The following is an 18,674-nucleotide window of genomic DNA, read 5'->3' on the forward strand; positions in this document are numbered from 1 at the left end:
TACGAGTACATCGTCACGGGCAGTGGCGAGGACCGCGAGGAGGAAGCGGTCCCGCTGCCGGACACGGCACGGGTCGACACCGGCCTCGCGGCGAAGGCGGCTCGCGCGCCGGGCGCGGCGGCCGCCGTACCCGACTTCACCTTCCCCGTGCACACGGCCGACACGGCAGCGGGGTCCGCCTCCGGCGCCCGTGACCTGCCCGTTCCGGGCGGCGCGCTGACCGGCCACGGATGGGGCTCGCACGCCTTCACGGGTACGGAACTGGCCGCCGGCTCCGCGCCCGGCGCGGGCGAGGTCGTACTCGACGCGGGTACGGCCCGTGCCGCGAAGGCCGACGTGGGCGACACCGTCACGCTCGGGACCGCGGCCGGACAGCGGGACTTCCGTATCGCGGGCCTGGCCGAGGCCGGATCCGCCGAGACCGACCGGGACACCGGCGCCGCGGGCGCCCTGGCCTGGTTCCCGGACGCGCAGGCCGCCACCCTCGCCGGTCACCCGGGCAAGGCGGACGCCATCGCCGTGCTGGCGAAGGACGGCACGCACGCGGACGCGCTCGCCGGATCCGTCGGCAAGGCACTGGCCGGCTCCGGCGCCGACGTGCACACCGGCGACGACCGCGGCGCCATCGAGGACCCGGGCCTCGGCTACGCCAAGGACACGCTCTTCGGTATCGGCGGCTCCTTCGGAGGTATCGCCGCCATCGTCGCGGTCTTCACCGCCGCCGGGACCGTCGCGCTGTCCGTCGGTCAACGGGCTCGCGAATTCGCCCTGTTGCGCGCCGTCGGCGCCACCCCGCGACAGATCCGCCGCGCGGTCGCCTCCGAGGCCCTGCTCGTCGCACCGCTCGCCGGAATCATCGGCTGCCTGCCCGGCATCGGGCTCGCGCACTGGTGGTTCGGGCAGCTGAAGGAACGCGGCGCGATCCCGGAGGCCGTGCAGATCCATGTCACCGCGCTCCCGCTGCTCGCCGCCGTCGTCATGGGCCTGCTCACCGCGCTCGGCGCCGGCTGGATGGCCGGGCGCAGGCCGGCGAAGACCAAGCCGGGCCAGGCGCTGGCCGCGGCATCGGTGGAACGGCTGCGGCCGGGCGTCGTCCGCACGGTCCTCGGCATCGGCGCCCTCGTCGGCGGCACGATCCTCACCGGCGTCTCGGCCCGCTCGGCCGGTGACGACGCGGCCGGCGCCTCGCTGGGTGTCGTGATGCTCTTCATGCTCGCCGTCGGCCTGCTCGGCCCGCTCGTGGCACGCCTGTGTGCGGGCCTGTTCGGCCTGCCGCTGCGCGGCGCGGGACCGGCCGCCGAGCTGGCGGCCGCCAACTCCCGCACGAACGCACGCCGGTTGGCCTCCGCGATCACCCCGATCGTGCTCGCCATGGCCTTCGCCTCGACGCTCGTCTTCATGCACACCAGCGAGAACCACATCGCCGACGAGCAGCTGCGTGCCGGCATCACCGCGGACCACGTGGTGACGGACCCGGCCGGGCTCCCGGTGGACGCGGCGGCGCAGGCCGGACGAGCACCGGGCGTGGACGCGGCGGTCGGCCTGCTGAACACCCAGGTCCTTGTGCCGGTCGGCTCCGGCGAGTTCAAGTCGCTGCAGGGCGCGGCGACCCAGGGCGTCGGCGGATCCGGCGCCGAACTCGGGCAGGTGCAGGACCTGGACGTCACCGACGGCAGTCTCGACCGGCTCGGCAAGGGCCGTATCGCCATCGACCGCAGCCTGTCGAACTCGGCGGACGCGGGCGTCGGCGACCGGCTCCCGCTCTACCTCCCGGACGGCACCGAGGTCAGTCCCGAAGTCGTCGCGGTCTACGGCCGCGGGCTGGGCCTGGCCACGGTGACCATGGACCGGGACGCGCTCGCCGGGCACGTCGGCTCCGGCTTCGACAGCACGCTCCTGGTACGCGGCGGAGACGCACAGGACCTCGCCCCGCTCGGCCGGGTCACCGACGCCTCCGGCTACGCCACCGAGCAGAACCTGGACGCGAAGCTGGGCGCCTGGAGCAACAACACCATGGCCGCGGTCCTCGGCGGCTTCGCCGCGATCGCCGCCGTCAACACCCTGGTGATGACCGTCCTCGACCGCCGCCGCGAGCTGGGCACGCTGCGCCTGGTCGGCTCCACGCGGCGCCAGGTGCTCGGGATGCTTCGCTGGGAGGGTCTGCTGGTGTCCACGGTCGGTGTCGTCATCGGCTCGGCGATCGCCGCGGCCACGCTGATCCCGATGATGCGCGGGATGACCGGCGAGGCGCCTTACGTGCCGCCGTTGCTCTACGGCCTCTTCGCGGCTGCCGCGGGCGGCCTGGCGCTGCTGGCCGTGACGCTGCCCGCGCGGGCGACGATGCGCCGCCGGTCTTAGCGCGTGCGTACGGGGCGGGAATCCGGCATGCTGCCGGGCTCCCGCCCCGTACCCGTGCTCAGACGGCGTCCTGCTGTGCCTGACCGGCCACCTCGCCGATGTACGCCTCGGTGAGCGCCGGCTCGTAGAAGAAGTTCTCGAAGTCGGCCGGGTCGTTGAAGCCGTTGGCGAAGCGGTCGGCGATGGGCTGGAGGTCGCCGCCCGCTCCGATCAGGTTGAGGACGTGCTCCGGCGGGGGGCCGAGCATCGCGTTGGTCCACTTGGTGACGTGCTGGGCGGTGTCCCAGTAGCGGTCGAACGCCGACTGCATCCAGGCCTCGTCGAACGGCTCGTCACCGCGCTCCACGATCGAGTCGAGATACGAAGCGGCGCACTTGGACGCCGAGTTGGAGCCCTGGCCGGTGATCGGGTCGTTGGCGACGACGACGTCGCCGACACCCAGGACCAGCCCTCCGGAAGGCAGCCGGCCGATCGGGTTGCGCACGGTCGGTGCGTAGCGTCCGGCCAACGTGCCTGCCGCGTCGGTGAGTTCGACCTTGGTGGCGCGGGCGTACTCCCACGGCACGAACTTCTCCATCAACTCCAGGGTGACCGAGAGGTGTTCGGCCGGATCCTTGATGTTCTGGAACACGTCGAGCGGGCCGCCGGGCACGCCTTCCCAGAACAGCGTGTGTCCGGTGCCGGACATCGTCACGATCGGCATGATGAACAGCTCGCCGACCCCGGGTACGAGGTTGCAGCGCACCGCTTCGTAGTCGGGGTGCTCGGGACGCGGCGCGAGCCCGTGCACGTACGCGACCGCGAGTGCGCGCTGCGGCTCGGCGTACGGCGAACGGGAGGCGTCGCGGCCGAACATGGAGACCAGCTCGCCCTTGCCCGCCGAGACCAGCACCAGGTCGTAGGTGCGGGCGAAGTAGTCGAGGTCGGAGACGGCCGCACCGTGGATGACGAGCTGACCGCCGCGCTGGGCGAAGGTCTCCATCCAGCCGGCCATCTTCAGCCGCTGGTCGACGGACTGGGCGTAGCCGTCGAGCTTGCCGACCCAGTCGATGACGCGGGGCGTGGTGCCGGGCTGCTCGCCGGTCGGGCCGGCCACCGAGACACCGAGGCCCTCGATGCGCGGGGCCTGGCTCTCCCAGAAGTTCAGGCCGAGGTCGCGCTCGTGCTGCAGGGCGGTGTGGAACATGCACTGCGTCGACATCACACGGCCCGAACGGATCTCGTCGGCCGTGCGGTTGGACATCAAGGTGACCTCGTAGCCCTTGGACTGCAGGCCGAGGGCGAGCTGGAGCCCGGACTGGCCGGCTCCGACGACAAGTATCTTCCGCATGGGCGGGTTCTCCTAGGGATGCTGGTGCTGGACGGCGTCGGGGCGGCGCCCTGGTCGGGTCAGGACGCCCGGGTGTGCCCCGTACGGTCAGGACACGCCTATTCGGGGGTGACGTCCAGGGCGTGGCCGACCAGGGCGAGCAGAGTCTCGACGACCGGGAAGCGTTTGCGTGCGTCCATGATCACAACGGGGATCTCGGGACGTACGGTCAGGGCCTCGCGCACGTCCTCGGCCTCGAAACGCTCGGTGCCCTCGAAGTGGTTGACCGCCACCACGTAGGCGATACCGGAGCTCTCGAAGTAGTCGAGGGCGGGGAAGCAGTCCTCGAGGCGCCGGGTGTCGGCGAGTACGACCGCGCCGATCGCACCGCGCACCAGGTCGTCCCACATGAACCAGAAACGCTGCTGGCCCGGTGTACCGAACAGGTAGAGCACCAGGTCGTCGTCGAGCGTGATGCGTCCGAAGTCCATGGCGACCGTGGTGGTCGTCTTGTCCGGTGTCGAGGTGAGGTCGTCGGTGTCCTCGCTGGCCGAGGTCATCAGGGCCTCGGTCTGCAGCGGGGTGATCTCGGAGACGGACCGGACCAGGGTGGTCTTGCCGACCCCGAAGCCTCCGGCCACCACGATCTTCGTCGATATGGGGGCTCTGGTGTGGTCGGTCTGCCAGGCCTGCGCGCCCTCTTCCGCGGCCTCGGCGTCCGGCAGCAGATCAGAGACGGCGGAGTCCACTGAGCACCCTTTCGAGGAGAGCGCGGTCCGGCTGTCCCGGCCCGTGGCCGGTTCCGTACACCCGGATTCTTCCCTGGTCGGCGAGGTCGCTGAGCAGTACGCGGACCACGCCGAGCGGCATTCTGAGCAGCGCCGCGACCTCGGCGACGGTGCGCATCCGGCGGCACAGCTCCACGATCGCCCGCATCTCGGGCATGATCCGGGCGCCTGCCGGGCTGTTGGCCAGCTCGAGCCGCTCCTCGGGCGCCTCGAGAGCGGCGACGAAGGTCTCGACGAGCAGCACATGACCGAAGCGGGTACGGCCGCCGGTGAGTGAATAGGGGCGTACGCGGGCGGGCTTGCGGTCGGCGCCGCGCACCGGGAGCCGGGCGGTACTCACTGGGCGTTCTCCATCGACTGGCGCAGCTCGCTGCGGAGTTCGGGGGTGAGGACGTGTCCGGCACGTCCCACGAAGAGTGCCATGTGGTACGCGACCACGCTCATGTCGCAGTCCGGGGTGGCGTGCACGCCGAGCAGCGAACCGTCGCTGATCGCGGTGACGAAGAGGCTGCCCTCCGCCATCGCGACCATCGTCTGCTTGATGCCGCCGCCGTCCATCAGCTTGGCGGCGCCGAGCGTCAGGCTGCCGATGCCGGAGACGATCGTGGCGAGATCGGCGCTCGATCCCTTGGGGCCCTCGGAGTTGCCGGCGCGCTCCTCGGTGTGCCTCCCGGGGTCGGACGACAGCAGGAGCAACCCGTCGGAGGACACCACCGCGACGGAGTGCAGCCCTGGCACCTCCTCGACCAGGTTGGTCAGCAGCCAGTGCAGATTTCTCGCCTGGCTGCTGTACGTACTCGGGGTGCCGGACGTACGCATGGGCGCAGTCAACTGCGTGCCTCCTCGACTGGATCCCCGTCGGTCGGTGCGGTCTCGGCGGCGGCAGTGGTCGGCTGCGCCGCGGTGTCTGGCTCGTCGGGCCCCACGTGTCCTTCGGTGCCCGGCAGTTCCCTGGGCTCGCCCCCTGTTTCGGGGGTGGTTCCGGGGTGGGTGGTCTCGGTCGTGCGGTTCCCGGCATCGGGCGCGGCGGTGCTGCCGTCCGGGTCGGCCGCGAGTTCCGCCTCCACGTCGCGGCGGCCGGCCATGGCTCCGCGGCGGAAGCCGCCGAGCCGGCGCCGCAGCGCCTCCGCGTCGACGCTGCCGGCGCCCGGCTGTGCGGGAGCGGGTACGGGGGCGGAGATCTTCGGGGTGCGCTTGGGCAGGCCCTTGGCGGTGACCCTGGGTCCAGGCTGCGGCGACCGGTCCGACTGCACGCCGGAATCGGCCTGTTCGCCGGAGCGGGCCGCGGGGATGCGGGGGGCGAGGGCTCCGCCGGAGCGGTCCGGGGAGCCGGGGCGGTCCGCGTCGTCGTCGGTGCCGTCGGGCGTGGAGTCGGGCTCGGGTGTGGTCTCCGCGGCGCGCGCGGGGGCCGGCTCGGCGGCGGGTTCCACGGCCGGTTCGGCGGCCGGTTCGACTACCGGCTCGGGCTCGCGGGTGAAGGCGCGCGTGAGGTCCGCGGTGCCGAATCCGGTGGTGGTGCGATCGGGGGTGCGCGGGGCCGGCACGACCGGTGTGGGCCGGAGCGAGGTGGTGTCGGGGGCGTCGTCGCCGAAGGCGTCGTCGTCACCTCGGGCTTCCGCGGCCGCTGCGCCGGAGCCCGGCGCGAAGCCGGCCTCCACGTCCGCGGCATGCGCCGTATCCGCACCCGCCCGGTCCTGCACGGAGTCCGCATCCGGCTCCGGCGCGTCCGGATCGATCGGCGCCATCAGCTGGAGCGTCAGCTCGGAGGCCGGGATGCCGTCCTCCGCTGACGACAAGGTGCCTTCGGCCGACGGGAGTTCCTCGTCGCCCTCCCCTGCTGCGGAGTGGCCCGAACCGGTCTCGTCAGTCATCGGGCCGACGTCGTCGAGTACGGCCTCATCCGCATCGGCCGCCTCATCCGCATCGGCCGCCTCGGCCGACCGCACCGCAGCCTCCGCGGCGGCGATCAGCGGGTCCTCGCCGGGGGCCGCGGGACCGTCCACGCCGTCCGCCCGCGCCGGCTCGGGAGCGTCGCTCCCGGGCTCGGGGCTGTGGGCGTCGGACACGGGGCCGTGGGCGTCGGACTCGATGCCGTCGGCATCGGCCGCCTCGCCCGGAACCTCGCCGGTCGCCGCGTCCGTCTCCGCCCCGTCCGTCTCCGCCCCGTCCGTCTCCACGCGGTTCGCCGAACGACCGGTGAGGACATTGGAGTTGACCTCGGCCTCGGAGCCGGGCAGATGCATGGCCGGCGCCGCGCCCGCGACGGGCGCGTGCCGGGGCGGCACCCCGCCCTCCGGCGCCGCGGCCAGTATCGCCTTGGGCAGCACGACCACCGCCGCGACCCCGCCCTGCTTCTGGTCGCGGAGCTGGACCCGGGTGCCGTGCCGGGCCGCGAGCCTGGCCACCACGTACAGGCCGAGTCCGAGCCCGTCGCCGCCCTCGGCGTCGTAGGTCGCCGTCGGGTCGAAGTCGCTGAGGCGGGCGTTGAGCACCTCGAGCCGCTCGTCGGTCATGCCGATGCCCTCGTCCTGGACGGAGAGCATCACCTCACCGCTCTCCAGGAGCCAGCCGGAGATCTCCACCTGGGCGTCCGGCGGCGAGAACGTGGTGGCGTTCTCCAGGAGTTCGGCGACCAGGTGGCTCAGGTCGTCCGCGGCGAACCCGGCGATGTGCGCGTGCGGCGGCAGCGTGGCGATCCGTACCCGCTCGTACCGCTCGATCTCGCTGACCGCCGCCCGTGCCACATCGATGAGCGGCACCGGGCCCGGGTGGGTGTGCTTGTGCTCGGCGCCGGCCAGGACGAGCAGGTTCTCGCTGTGCCGGCGCATGACGGTGGCGAAGTGGTCGAGCTTGAAGAGGGTGGAGAGCCGGTCGGGGTCCTGCTCGCGTTCTTCCAGCTGCTCGATGACGGCCAGTTGGCGTTCCACCAGGCCGAGGGTGCGCAGGGCCAGGCTGACGAACGTGGTGTTGATGCTCCGGCGGGCCCGGTCCAGCTCACTGCCGGCCTCGGCGAGCTGGGCGCGCAGCTCCTCGCGCTCGTCGGCGAGCTTCTCCCGCTGGCCGATCAGGTGCTTGCGGTCGCCCTCCAGGACGCCGATGCGTTCCCGCATGCGGGCGCCATGCTCGTGCAGGGCGTTCACCGAGCGGACCACGGCGGCGAACTCGTCGTTGCGCCCGGTGAACCGGATCGGCTCGACGGATTCGCCGCCGTCCTTGCCGTCCTTGCCGTCCTTGCCGCCTTGTTCGGCGAATTCGGCGAGCCGGGCGGAGCCGAGCCGCAGCACGGCGAGCGGGCGGGTCAGCGTGCGGGCCACACCCGTCGAGACGCCGACGGCGACGAGCAGCAGGACGCCGACGAGCGCGATACGCAGTTCGAGCGCGGTGACGTCGTCGTCGCGCAGCTGGGCCAGGGCCTCGGTGCGGTCGGCGGCGAGGCGGTTCTCCACGCCGCGCATCTGCTCGATACGGGCGGACAGCGCACTGTCGACCTTCGTCGGGTTGAAGCCCAGTTCGGTGTCGGAGAGCGACGGCTGGTCGGTGAGCCGGGCCAGGTACTTCTCGGCGGTGGCGACCTCGGGGCCGCTGACGGTCGACTCGAGCCGGTCGCGGTCGGCGCGCGGCGCGTCCTGCAGGAAGTCGGCGAGCGCGGCCTGTTCGCGTACCCGGGCCTGCTGCGCGGCGGCGCTGAGCGCGTCCCTGCGGCGGTCGTCGGGGGTGGCGGCGGTCGAGGTGACCGGCAGCCCGGTGACCGGGTCGATGCTGGTGGCCGGTTCGGGGCGCGGTGTGGCGAAGGCGGCGAGCAGCAGGCCGCGGGCGGCTGCGCCCTGCTCGACGGCGCGATCCAGATCGGCGAGCGCCTGGCGCCCGCCGCCCGCCCTCGGCGGCATCTCGTCCGCCAGATCGGCGGCGAGCGCGTGCAGTTCACCGATGGCCTCGGTGTACGAGGTGTGCGCGTCGAGAGCCTGTTGCTTGCCGGTGAGGGCTCCCCGGCGGACCGTGGCGATCGAGTCCAGGTCGTCGCGCAGTCCGGCCGGTGCCGCGCCGCGGATCTCGGTGATCTGCCGGTCGACGCGGCCGCTGCGGCTCTCGGTGAGTCCCTTGCCCTCCGGCCGGCCGGCCGCGATGTACGAGGTGACCTCGTCGCGTTCGTCGGCCAGCGAGTGGGCCAGGGTGACGGACTGCTGGGTGAGTTCGGCGAGCGTGACGAGCCGCTGCGACTCGCTCAGCTCGGACGAGGCCCCGACGATCGCGGGCGCACCGGCCCCCGCCACGGTGGCCGCCACGACGGCCACGGCGATGACGAGCCGACTGCGTACGCGCACGGCCCGCCCACCGGCGGCCTCGCCCTCGGGTCGTTCCGCGCCGGTGTCGCCCTTGCCCCGAAGCCGCTTCTTCTGCACCGGTGCTCGCATTTCTTGAAGTACTCGTCTGCCCAGGCCCAGGTGAGGGACGGTCAGTAGGGACCGCCGGTCGGTCAGTACCGATCTCCGGATCGGACACACCCGGTACGGGCCACGACCCTTCCAGTGCGCCTGACACGTGGTCGCCCATCGTCCGACCCGCCACCCGAAGGAGTGAACATCGACGCGAGTGGACGGGCAAGTCCCTGAGGCAGACTCACGAGGCCCTGCCGGAGCGCCGGTTGGACGGGCCGGGAGACCTTTGGCAGGATGCCCCACCCAGATTTCCGGAAGGGTTCAATCCGGTGCAGATTCCCCGGATGACCTGCTGGTACAGGCCTGCTCCCGGCCCTGTGAAGGCCTCGTGCAGACTGGCTCACATGCGTATCGAACTGGCCACGGAGCCGGGCCGCCCCGAGCACCCCAACGAGGACTACGCCGCGGTGGCGCTCCCCGCTTCCGGGCAGGGCGGATCACTGGTCCTGCTCGACGGCGTGACTCCACCGCGCGAGGACGACGGATGTCTGCATTCCGTCACCTGGTTCACGGCACGACTCGGCGGAGCTCTGGGCGAACTGTCCGTTTCGCGGCGGGACATGGGGTTGCCGGGCGTTCTCGCGGCGGCCATTTCCCGTACTGCGGACGCCCATCGGGACACCTGTGACCTTTCTCACCCGCGTACGCCGCAGGCAACCGTGGTGCTCGCGCGCTGGGACGCGGAGCGGGTCGAGTACCTCGTCCTGTCGGACTCCGCGCTGCTCGTGCAGGCCCCGGACGGCACGGTCACCCCCGTCCTCGACGAGCGCCTCGCGACGCTGCCGCCGCACATCGCCGCCGCGCGGACCGCCGTGCGCGCCCTGCCCGAGGGCTCGGCCGAACGGGACGCGGCGGGCCGGGAGTACGTCGGCCTGGTGGAGGCGCTGCGCAACGCGGAGGGCGGTTTCCACACCGCCGCGGCCGACCCGTCGGTGGCGGGCCGTGCGGTGGCCGGGACGCTTCCGCACTCCCGGGTCCGGGCCTTCGCCGCGCTGAGCGACGGTGCGACCCGCTGGGTCGAGAAGTTCCGCGAGGGCGACTGGACGGACTGCTTCGGCGTGCTGGACAAGGAGGGGCCGCAGCGCCTCATCGACCGGGTCAGGGAGCTGGAGCTCGCGGACCCGGACGGTACGGCGTTCCCCCGCGGCAAGCAGCACGACGACGCGGCGGCGGTGTTCGTCGCGCTCTGACGGTCCGGGGTTCCGGCGCGCCGCCCGAGGGCGTCAGTCCCCGGAGCGCTCGTTCAACTGGCCGAGAAGCCGGGCCAGTTCGGCGACCTCGAGGCGGTCCCAGTCGGCCAGCTTGCGGATGTAGCGCTCGCGCCGCGCGTCCCGTACGACACGGAAGCGCTCCCGTCCCTCCTCGGTGAGCCGGAGCAGCGACGCGCGCCCGTCGACGGGGTCGGGCTCGCGAGCCACCAGACCGAGTTGCTCGAGCCCGCGCAGCTGCCGGCTCATCGTCGCCTTGCCGACGCCGATGAACGCGGCGAGGTCCGTGGCCCGCTGCGGCCCCGTCCGCTCCAGACGGCCGAGCAGGCCGTACGCGGCGGGTTCGAGGTCGGGGTGGACCTCCCGTGCCATCTCGCCGGACGAGGCCCGGGCGCGGCGCAGGAAGATCGTCAACTCGCGTTCCAGCGCGAGGAACGCGGGGTCCATACCGGCGTTCCCGGAGCCCCCGGGCTCCCCGCCCGGACCGCTCTCCCGCACGTCAGCAGCCATGAATCCTGTTTCCATCCTTCAAAGTTTCCGCCAGGTACGGCCGTTCGCCGCGGCCCGGCAAGTATTTCGCAGCGTATGGCTGCCGAAAGCCACGGCGCCGCACTCCGCACCTCGGGACGGCCCGCCCGTACACAGGCAACGGCCCGGCACCCGGGTTGTCACCGGGTACCGGGCCGTCCTTCATGCGCCGGCCGATTCCGTCACGTCACGGCCGCCGCACGCCGGTCACCGCCGCTCGCTCGCCACGACCTGACGGAACGCTTCGCTCAGGCCGCGACCGGGACCTCCGGCGCGGCGTCCTGTGTCGCCGGGGCGAGGGCCAGTTCGAGCACCTGCCGGACGTCGGTCACCGGGTGGACCTCCAGCTTGTCGAGGACCTCGGCGGGTACGTCGTCCAGGTCCGCCTCGTTCCGCTTCGGGATGACCACCGTGGTGACCCCGGCGCGGTGCGCGGCGAGCAGCTTCTGCTTGACGCCACCGATCGGCAGGACCCGGCCGGTCAGCGAGACCTCACCGGTCATCGCCACATCGGTACGCACCTGACGGCCGGAGAGCAGCGAGGCGAGAGCGGTGGTCATGGTGACGCCGGCGCTCGGGCCGTCCTTGGGGACCGCGCCCGCCGGGAAGTGGATGTGCACACCCCGTTCCTTCAGGTCGGCGACCGGCAGCTCCAGCTCCGCGCCGCGCGAGCGCAGGAAGGAGAGCGCGATCTGCGCGGACTCCTTCATCACGTCACCGAGCTGACCGGTCAGGGTCAGCCCCGAGGCGCCGGTCTCCGGGTCGGCGAGCGAGGCCTCCACGTAGAGGACGTCACCCCCTGCGCCGGTGACGGCGAGGCCGGTGGCCACACCGGGCACCGCGGTGCGCCGCTCGGCCGGGTCCTGTGCGGACTCCGGCACGTGGTGCGGGCGCCCGATGAGTGCGCGCAGATCCTCGTCCTTGACCGTGAACGGCAGTTCCCGCTCGCCGAGTTCGTGCTGGGCCGCGACCTTGCGGAGCAGCCGTCCGACCGAACGCTCCAGGTTCCGTACGCCCGCCTCCCGGGTGTACTCGCCGGCCAGCTTGCGCAGGGCCGACTCGTCCAGAGCCACCTCGTCGTCCTTCAGGCCCGCGCGGTCGAGCTGCCGCGGCAGCAGGTGGTCGCGGGCGATGACGACCTTCTCGTCCTCGGTGTAGCCGTCCAGGCGGACCAGCTCCATACGGTCGAGCAGGGCCTCCGGGATGGACTCCAGGACGTTCGCGGTGGCCAGGAACACCACGTCGCTGAGGTCGAGTTCGACCTCCAGGTAGTGGTCGCGGAAGGTGTGGTTCTGCGCCGGGTCGAGGACTTCGAGCAGGGCCGCGGCGGGGTCGCCGCGGAAGTCGGAGCCGACCTTGTCGATCTCGTCGAGCAGGACGACCGGGTTCATCGAGCCGGCCTCCTTGATCGCCCGTACGATCCGGCCCGGCAGCGCGCCCACGTAGGTGCGCCGGTGACCGCGGATCTCCGCCTCGTCCCGGACACCGCCGAGGGCGACGCGGACGAACTTGCGGCCCATCGCGTGCGCCACGGACTCACCGAGCGAGGTCTTGCCCACGCCGGGCGGGCCGACGAGCGCGAGCACGGCGCCGCCGCGGCGGCCGCCCACGACTCCGAGGCCGCGGTCGGTACGGCGCTTGCGGACCGCCAGGTACTCGGTGATGCGCTCCTTCACGTCCTCGAGGCCGGCGTGCTCGGCGTCGAGCACCTCCTGCGCGCCGCGGATGTCGTAGGCGTCCTCGGTCCTTTCCTCCCAGGGGAGTTCGAGGACGGTGTCGAGCCAGGTCCTGATCCAGGAGCCCTCGGGCGACTGGTCGCTGGCGCGCTCCAGCTTCTCGACCTCCTTGAGGGCCGCCTCGCGGACGTGTTCGGGCAGGTCGGCGGCCTCGACGCGGGCGCGGTAGTCGTCCGACTCCTCGGCGGAGTCCGACGCGTCGCCGTTCAGGCCGCGCAGTTCCTTGCGGACGGCTTCCAGCTGGCGGCGGAGCAGGAACTCGCGCTGCTGCTTGTCGACGCCCTCCTGGACGTCCTTGGCGATGCTCTCGGCCACGTCCTGCTCGGCGAGGTGTTCGCGCAGCTGCTCGGTGGCGAGCTTGAGTCGCGCGACCGGGTCGGCGGTCTCCAGGAGTTCCACCTTCTGGGCGGTGCTCAGGAACGGCGAGTATCCGGAGTTGTCGGCGAGAGCGGAGACGCCGTCGATCTGCTGGACTCGGTCCACGATCTGCCAGGCGCCGCGCTTCTTCAGCCAGTCGGTGGCGAGTGCCTTGTATTCGGTGACGAGCTCGGTGACGGATCCGGGCAGGGGCTCGGGGACCGTCTCTTCGACGGTGAGGCCCTCGACCCACAGGGCGGCGCCGTTCCCCGTCGTGCCCGCGCCGATCCGGACGCGGTCGCGGCCTCGGATCAGGGCGCCGGGGTCGCCGTCGGCGAGACGGCCGACCTGCTCGACGATGCCGAGCACGCCGGTGTTGGCGTATGTGCCGTCGATACGCGGAACAAGCAGCACCTGCGGCTTGCTACCCCCATCGGGACCACTGGAGCGGGCCGCCGCCTGGGCGGCCTCCACCGCGGCTCGTACCTCGGTGTCGTTCAGATCGAGGGGCACCACCATGCCGGGCAGTACGACCTCGTCGTCGAGCGGCAGCACGGGCAGGGTGAGCGGTGCGTTGGGCTTGGCGGACTCAGCAGGCATGATCTCCCCTTCGGCAATCAAGTTGAGCTATACCGACTCAATGCAGGAGAGCCGTCGGATGTTCCCGAGGCCCCGTTCGCTCTGAGCGATCGCCTCTCCCGACTCGCCAAGCCGCGTGCGTAAGGTTCCTTCCTGGCCGTTACCTATTACAGGCGGCCGTGACCCGTTACCGGCGCACACGCCGCCGCTGAGCACCCGGGATGGAAAGCATGGAGAACGCCGTGAGGGCCTGGGTCGACGGATGGGTCGTCTCGCGCGGCGCCGCGCCGCCGGTCGTCGAACCCTGGGGCTACACGATCGACGTCGGCCTGCCGCAGCACGTGGGGCGCCACGTCTTCGCCGGTACGGGCGACGCGGTGCGCGAGGCCGACGTACGCAAGGTCACCGCGACGACACGCGCCACCGGCATGCAGCTCAAGGTCTTCGAGGAGCCGGAACGCGTCGTGCCGTGGCTCGCCCCCGGCTGGGAGCCCTTCGGCTCCGGCGACCACCTCATGACCACCCGCCTGGGCCCAGCCACACCAGGCACCGTCCCGGCCGGCTACCACCTCCGCACCTGGACCCGCGGCGGCGTCTTCCGCTGCCTGGTCACCGACGCTGACGGCGACTGGGCGTCCCGCGGCCAGATCGCCCCTACGGGCGCGAGCGCCGTCGTCGACCAGATCGAGACGGCGGAGGCACACCAGCGCCGGGGCCTCGGGGCCCTGGTCATGCACACCCTGCAGCGCGAGGCCCACGCCCTCGGCGCCGAGACCGCCGTCCTCGCCTGCACACCACAGGGCCGCCTCCTCTACGAAGCGGTCGGCTGGAAAACGGTGGCCCCCCTCACCAATGCGAAGTACGTCGGCCCGGGCAAGTAGGGCCTGTCGTGCGGATCAGCCCGTCGGGCGCTCGATGACCGACGGAGCTCGTCCGGCGATCGAGGGCGGGGCCGCCAGGCCGATCCCCGGCGGCCCGCCCCCAGCGCAGGTCACACCAAGGACAGCCCGTCCGCCACGACGACCCCGTCGTGCAGCACCGTCCGGTCCCCTCCGCGGTCCATGACCGCGCTCGTCGGAGTCTCCCCGTCGACCAGAAGAAGATCGCCCCGGTCCCCCTCCGCGACCCCCGGCCGATCCGCGACGCCCCGGAGCCGCGCCAGTGAGCCGTCCATGATCCCGGCCCCGCCGACCGTCGCCACGGCCAGGCACATCTCCACATGCTCGTCACGCCGGAAGTTGTGCGTGAAGGCCAGCTGCCACGACCGGTCGAGCATGTCGCAGTTGCCGTACGGGCTCCAGTAGTCCCGCTGCCCGTCCTCGCCGAGCCCGACCCGTACGCCCGCCTCGGTCAGGTCCACGAGCGAAAGGCTCCCGCGCCCGGACGGCGCGACCGTCGCCATCGAGACGTCGAGCTCGGCGAACTCCTCGATCAGGCGCCGGCTCGTGGCCTCGTCGACGGAACCCAGCTCGTACGCATGCGACATCGTGACCCGGCCCTGCATACCCAGCGCCCTGGTCCGCTCCAGGATCAGATCCGTGGAGAAGACCCCCAGGTGCCCGGGCTCGTGCAGATGGATGTCGACATCGACCTGATACTTCTCTGCCAGGGCGAAGACCACGTCGAGATGCCCCTTCGGATCGCGGTCGAGCGTGCACGGGTCGATGCCGCCCATCACGTCCGCACCCGCCTTGAGCGAGGCCTCCAGATAGTCGGCGGTACCCGCCTCGCGCAGGATGCCCGCCTGCGGGAACGCCATGATCTGGACGTCCGCGAGATGCCCGTACTTCTCCTTCGCGGCGACGACCGCCTCGAACTTCTCCAGCTTGCAGTCGACGTCGATCTGCGCGTACGTCCGCACCCGGGTCGTACCGCGGGCGATCATGCGCTCCAGCGTGCCGGCCACCCGCTCGGTCAGCGGGACCTCGGCGTCGCGCCAGTGCGCGCGGTCGTTGAGCATCATCGTCCACACCCCGGGGCCTCCGGTGTGCGGGCGGAACGGCAGCCCGATCCTGGTGGAGTCCAGGTGGACGTGGACGTCGCTGAACGACGGCAGCAGCAGCCGCCCGCGCCCCTCGACGCACCCGTCGGGCGCCGCGGCCGAGGAGTCGTGCGGGCGGACGGCGGCGATACGGGCCCCGTCGAGCTCGACGTCGCTGCGCTCGCCGCCCCAGGGGCGGACGTCACGGATGAGCATGTGATCAACTTCCTTTTCTCGCAACAGAGTTCGGACCTGCCGTGCGGCCCGGGCGGTGTCAGCCACGGGACGTGCCGGGCTCCCCGTCCGTCAGACCGGGAAAGTGGCAGGCGGTCCCTTCACCGTCCGGCGCCGGCGGCACCTCGCCCGCACACCGGAGCTGCTGCTCCTCGTCCAGCTGCGGGCGCAGCGGGCAGCGGGTGCGGAAGACACAGCCGGGCTCGGTGCCTCCCCCGCTCGAAGAGCTTGAGGAAGGATCGGCCGGGGTCGGCAGATCGCCGCTGAGCCGGATGCGCCGGCCGCGCTCGGCGTCCGGATCGGCCTGCGGCACGGCGGAGAGCAGAGCCCGGGTGTACGGGTGCCGAGGTGCGCCGAACACGTCCTGCGTCGGGCCGCTCTCCATGATCTTCCCGAGGTACATCACGGCGACCCGGTCCGCGAAGTGGCGTACGACGGACAGGTCGTGGGCGATGAAGACGTAGGCGACGCCGGTGTCGCGCTGGATGTCGTCGAGCAGATTGACGACCTGCGCCTGCACCGAGACATCGAGCGCGGAGACCGGCTCGTCGCAGATGATCAGGCGGGGGTCGAGCGCGAGCGCGCGGGCGATGCCGACGCGCTGCTTCTGGCCGCCGGAGAATTCGTGCGGGAACCGGTTGTAGTGGTCGGGCCGGAGTCCGACCCGGTCCATCAACTCCCGCACCCGCGCCTTGATCCCGCCGGGCGGGTCGATGCGCTGGGCGTGCAGCGGGGCGGCGATGGCGCTGCCGATGGACTGCCGGGGGTTGAGCGAGGAGGCGGGGTTCTGGAACACCATCTGGACCTGGCGCCGGTACTCCTGCATCTCGGCCCGGTTCAGCTCCGCGAGCTCCCGGCCGTCGAGGCGTACCGAACCGGCCGTCGGGTCGAGCAGCCGCATCAGGAGCCGCCCGGTGGTCGACTTGCCGCAGCCGGACTCGCCGACGATGCCGAGGGTCTGGCCGGCTCGCACGCAGAAGCTGACCCCGTCGACCGCCTTCACGGGATTCCCGCCGCGCCCGAACAGCCCGCCGCGGCCCGGGAAATGCTTGGTGAGACCGTCCACCTGCAGCAGCGGCGGCGCCCCGTCGGGCCGGGTCGTGGTCTCGGTCATCGCGCTGCCTCCCGCTGTGCGGCGTGGTCTTCCTGGTGGCACCGGGACGGATGGGCGGCGGCCCCGGTGAGTTCGGGCCGTGCGGTGCGGCAGGCGTCGTCCGGTACGAGATGGGTCTGCGGGCAACGGTCGGCGAACAGGCAGCCGGTGGGCAGCACGGTGAGCGACGGCGGGAACCCGGGGATCGGCTCCAGGCGTCCGGCGGCGTCGCCGAGCGAGGGCATCGAGGCGAGCAGGCCCTGCGCGTACGGGTGGCGCGGATCGCGGAACACGTCCCGCATCGCGCCCCGTTCGACGCACTGGCCGCCGTACATGACCACCACCTGGTGGCAGACCTCGGCGACGACGCCCAGATCGTGGGTGACGAGGATCACGGCCGTGCCCGTCTCGCTCTGCAGATCGCCGAGCAGGTCCAAGATCTGGGCCTGCACGGTGACGTCGAGCGCGGTGGTCGGCTCGTCGGCGATGAGGAGTTCGGGTTCGCAGACCAGCGCCATGGCGATCATCGCGCGCTGCCGCATGCCGCCGGAGAACTCGTGCGGATGGGCCGATGCCCGGCGCCTCGGGTCGGGGATGCCGACCCGGCCGAGCATGTCGACGGCGACGGCGGCCGCGGCCTTCTTCGAGACCTTGTTGTGCACCCGGTAGGCCTCGGCGATCTGGGAGCCGACGGTGTGCAGGGGATGCATGGCCGAGAGCGGGTCCTGGAAGATCATGGCGATCTTCTTGCCGCGCCAGGCCCGCATCCGGTCCTCGCTCAGCGCGTTGAGGTCGGTGCCGTCGAAGAGGATCTCGCCGGTGACGTGCGCCCGGGTCTCCTTGAGCAGCCCCATCAGGGCCTGGCTCGTGACGGTCTTCCCGGAGCCGGACTCGCCGACCAGGCCCACGGTCTCGCCGCGGCCCAGGCTGAGGTCCATGCCGTTGACGGCGTGCACGGTGCCGTCGTCGGTGGGGAAGCCGACGTGCAGATCACGGATCCGCAGCAAGGGTTCGGACGCCCCGTGAGACGTGTCGGAGGAGTTCTCAGGAGGCATCAGGCGGCCCTCACTCGCGGGTCGATCACGGCGTAGACGGCGTCGACGATCACGTTGGCGACGATGATGAAGAAGGCGGCCAGCATGGTGATGGCCATGGTGACCGGGAGGTCGCCCAGCTGCGCGGCGTGCACGGCGGTGAAGCCGATGCCCGGCACCGAGAAGATCTGCTCGGTGAGCACGGCGCCGCCGAGCAGCAGCCCGATGTCGAGCCCGAGCATGGTGACGACGGGCGTGAGGCCGGCCCGGGCTCCGTGCCGTACGACGGTCTGCGTACGGGACAGGCCCTTGGAGCGGGCCGTCCGCATGAAGTCCTCGCCGAGCGTCTCCAGCATGTTGCTCCGGGTGACACGGACGTACTGCGCGCTGAACAGCACCGCCAACGCCACCCACGGCAACAGGTAGTTGAGGAACCACCCGCCGAACCCGTCGGGCCCGAACGGCGAGGTGATCGCATTGGTGGTGAACGGCAGCACGTCGAACGTGGAGACGAACACCAGCAGGAGCAGCAGCCCGGTCACCGGGATGGGCAGCGAGACGCCCACGGACGCGGCCCCGACGATCAGCTTGTCGGTGGTCCTTCCCTTCCGCAGCGCGGCAAGAGTCCCGAGGGTCACCCCGGCCACCGTCCACAGCACGACGGCGCCCACGCCGACCGACAGGGTGTAGGGCAGGGCCCGCTGGATGATGGTGGTGACGTCTTCGTTGGTCTGGAACGACTTGCCGAGGCAGGGCCATTCGCAGAGGGTCTGCGCACCCGGCGCGCCCACGGCCCGGCTGTCGAAGAGCCCGGACATGTAGGAGAAGTACTGGGTGAGGAACGGCTTGTCCATGCCGAGTGCCACCCGCGCCTCGGCGACCCGTTCGGGCGTGCACTCCTGGCCGCAGGCGGCAGCGGCCGGATCGGCGGGACCGAACTGGAACAGGCAGAAGGTGACGAAGCTGATGACGATCAGCAAGCCGACGGTGGCGGCCAGCCGGCGCAGCAGGAAGGCGGGCATCCCGTTCATCC

Annotated in this window: 14 protein-coding genes; 3 read left to right on the top strand and 11 right to left on the bottom strand. The window is 72.1% G+C overall.

Translation table 11 applies throughout. The features are described from left to right. Positions 1-2,358: ABC transporter permease (locus DSC45_RS15570; RefSeq protein ID WP_119291290.1), on the top strand; the 2,358-nt coding region annotated here is incomplete at its 5' end. Positions 2,359-2,416: 58 nt separating this feature from the next. On the opposite strand, the gene DSC45_RS15575 is transcribed toward DSC45_RS15570, so the two are convergent. The 5 genes from DSC45_RS15575 to DSC45_RS15595 all read right to left on the bottom strand — a co-directional run bounded on the left by DSC45_RS15575 (position 2,417) and on the right by DSC45_RS15595 (position 8,867). Further along, positions 2,417-3,688 carry a styrene monooxygenase/indole monooxygenase family protein gene (locus DSC45_RS15575; RefSeq protein WP_119291292.1) on the bottom strand — a complete coding sequence of 424 codons (1,272 nt, stop codon included), beginning with the start codon at positions 3,686-3,688 and terminating at the stop codon, positions 2,417-2,419. A 98-nt stretch (positions 3,689-3,786) separates the two neighbouring features. Further along, a complete protein-coding gene (locus DSC45_RS15580) occupies positions 3,787-4,416 on the bottom strand; it encodes a GTP-binding protein (protein ID WP_119291294.1) in 630 nt (209 codons plus the stop codon). After that, on the bottom strand, positions 4,397-4,795 hold the full coding sequence (locus DSC45_RS15585) for a DUF742 domain-containing protein (RefSeq protein ID WP_119291296.1): 399 nt from the start codon (positions 4,793-4,795) through the stop codon (positions 4,397-4,399). The genes DSC45_RS15580 and DSC45_RS15585 overlap by 20 nt, the downstream gene beginning before the upstream one ends. Next, entirely contained in the window at positions 4,792-5,274 is a 483-nt protein-coding gene (locus tag DSC45_RS15590; protein ID WP_119291298.1) for a roadblock/LC7 domain-containing protein, read from the bottom strand. Before DSC45_RS15590 ends, DSC45_RS15585 begins: the two co-directional genes overlap by 4 nt. An 8-nt stretch (positions 5,275-5,282) precedes the next feature. Further along, positions 5,283-8,867, bottom strand: a complete 3,585-nt coding sequence (locus tag DSC45_RS15595) for a sensor histidine kinase (protein ID WP_119291300.1) — start codon at positions 8,865-8,867, stop codon at positions 5,283-5,285. Between the two features lie 368 nt (positions 8,868-9,235). Here DSC45_RS15595 and DSC45_RS15600 point away from each other — a divergent pair, with 368 nt between their 5' ends. Beyond that, complete coding sequence (locus tag DSC45_RS15600) at positions 9,236-10,081, top strand: protein phosphatase 2C domain-containing protein (protein WP_119291301.1); 846 nt, start codon at positions 9,236-9,238, stop codon at positions 10,079-10,081. A gap of 33 nt (positions 10,082-10,114) precedes the next feature. Here DSC45_RS15600 and DSC45_RS15605 read toward each other — a convergent pair whose 3' ends face one another. Both DSC45_RS15605 and lon read right to left on the bottom strand, forming a co-directional pair. Beyond that, entirely contained in the window at positions 10,115-10,609 is a 495-nt protein-coding gene (locus tag DSC45_RS15605; protein ID WP_119291303.1) for a MarR family winged helix-turn-helix transcriptional regulator, read from the bottom strand. A gap of 266 nt (positions 10,610-10,875) precedes the next feature. Continuing rightward, positions 10,876-13,320: an endopeptidase La gene (gene lon / locus DSC45_RS15610; protein WP_119291305.1), complete on the bottom strand. Its 2,445-nt coding sequence runs from the start codon at positions 13,318-13,320 to the stop codon at positions 10,876-10,878. A gap of 209 nt (positions 13,321-13,529) precedes the next feature. Here lon and DSC45_RS15615 point away from each other — a divergent pair, with 209 nt between their 5' ends. Further along, on the top strand, positions 13,530-14,180 hold the full coding sequence (locus DSC45_RS15615; RefSeq protein ID WP_119291307.1) for a GNAT family protein: 651 nt from the start codon (positions 13,530-13,532) through the stop codon (positions 14,178-14,180). Positions 14,181-14,290: 110 nt separating this feature from the next. Here the strand turns inward: DSC45_RS15615 and DSC45_RS15620 are convergent, their stop codons facing one another. Genes DSC45_RS15620 through DSC45_RS15635 form a run of 4 tightly spaced genes read right to left on the bottom strand, consistent with a single transcriptional unit; the run spans position 14,291 to position 18,672 of the window. Next, entirely contained in the window at positions 14,291-15,496 is a 1,206-nt protein-coding gene (locus DSC45_RS15620) for an amidohydrolase family protein (protein ID WP_119291309.1), read from the bottom strand. 58 nt (positions 15,497-15,554) lie between these two features. Next, positions 15,555-16,628 carry an ABC transporter ATP-binding protein gene (locus tag DSC45_RS15625; protein WP_119291310.1) on the bottom strand — a complete coding sequence of 358 codons (1,074 nt, stop codon included), beginning with the start codon at positions 16,626-16,628 and terminating at the stop codon, positions 15,555-15,557. Continuing rightward, on the bottom strand, positions 16,625-17,662 hold the full coding sequence (locus tag DSC45_RS15630; protein ID WP_119291312.1) for an ABC transporter ATP-binding protein: 1,038 nt from the start codon (positions 17,660-17,662) through the stop codon (positions 16,625-16,627). Before DSC45_RS15630 ends, DSC45_RS15625 begins: the two co-directional genes overlap by 4 nt. Next, complete coding sequence (locus DSC45_RS15635; RefSeq protein WP_240434654.1) at positions 17,662-18,672, bottom strand: ABC transporter permease; 1,011 nt, start codon at positions 18,670-18,672, stop codon at positions 17,662-17,664. Before DSC45_RS15635 ends, DSC45_RS15630 begins: the two co-directional genes overlap by 1 nt. Positions 18,673-18,674: the final 2 nt, after the last annotated feature.

This window comes from Streptomyces sp. YIM 130001 (assembly GCF_003574445.1).
Taxonomy (GTDB): Bacteria; Actinomycetota; Actinomycetes; order Streptomycetales; family Streptomycetaceae; genus Streptomyces.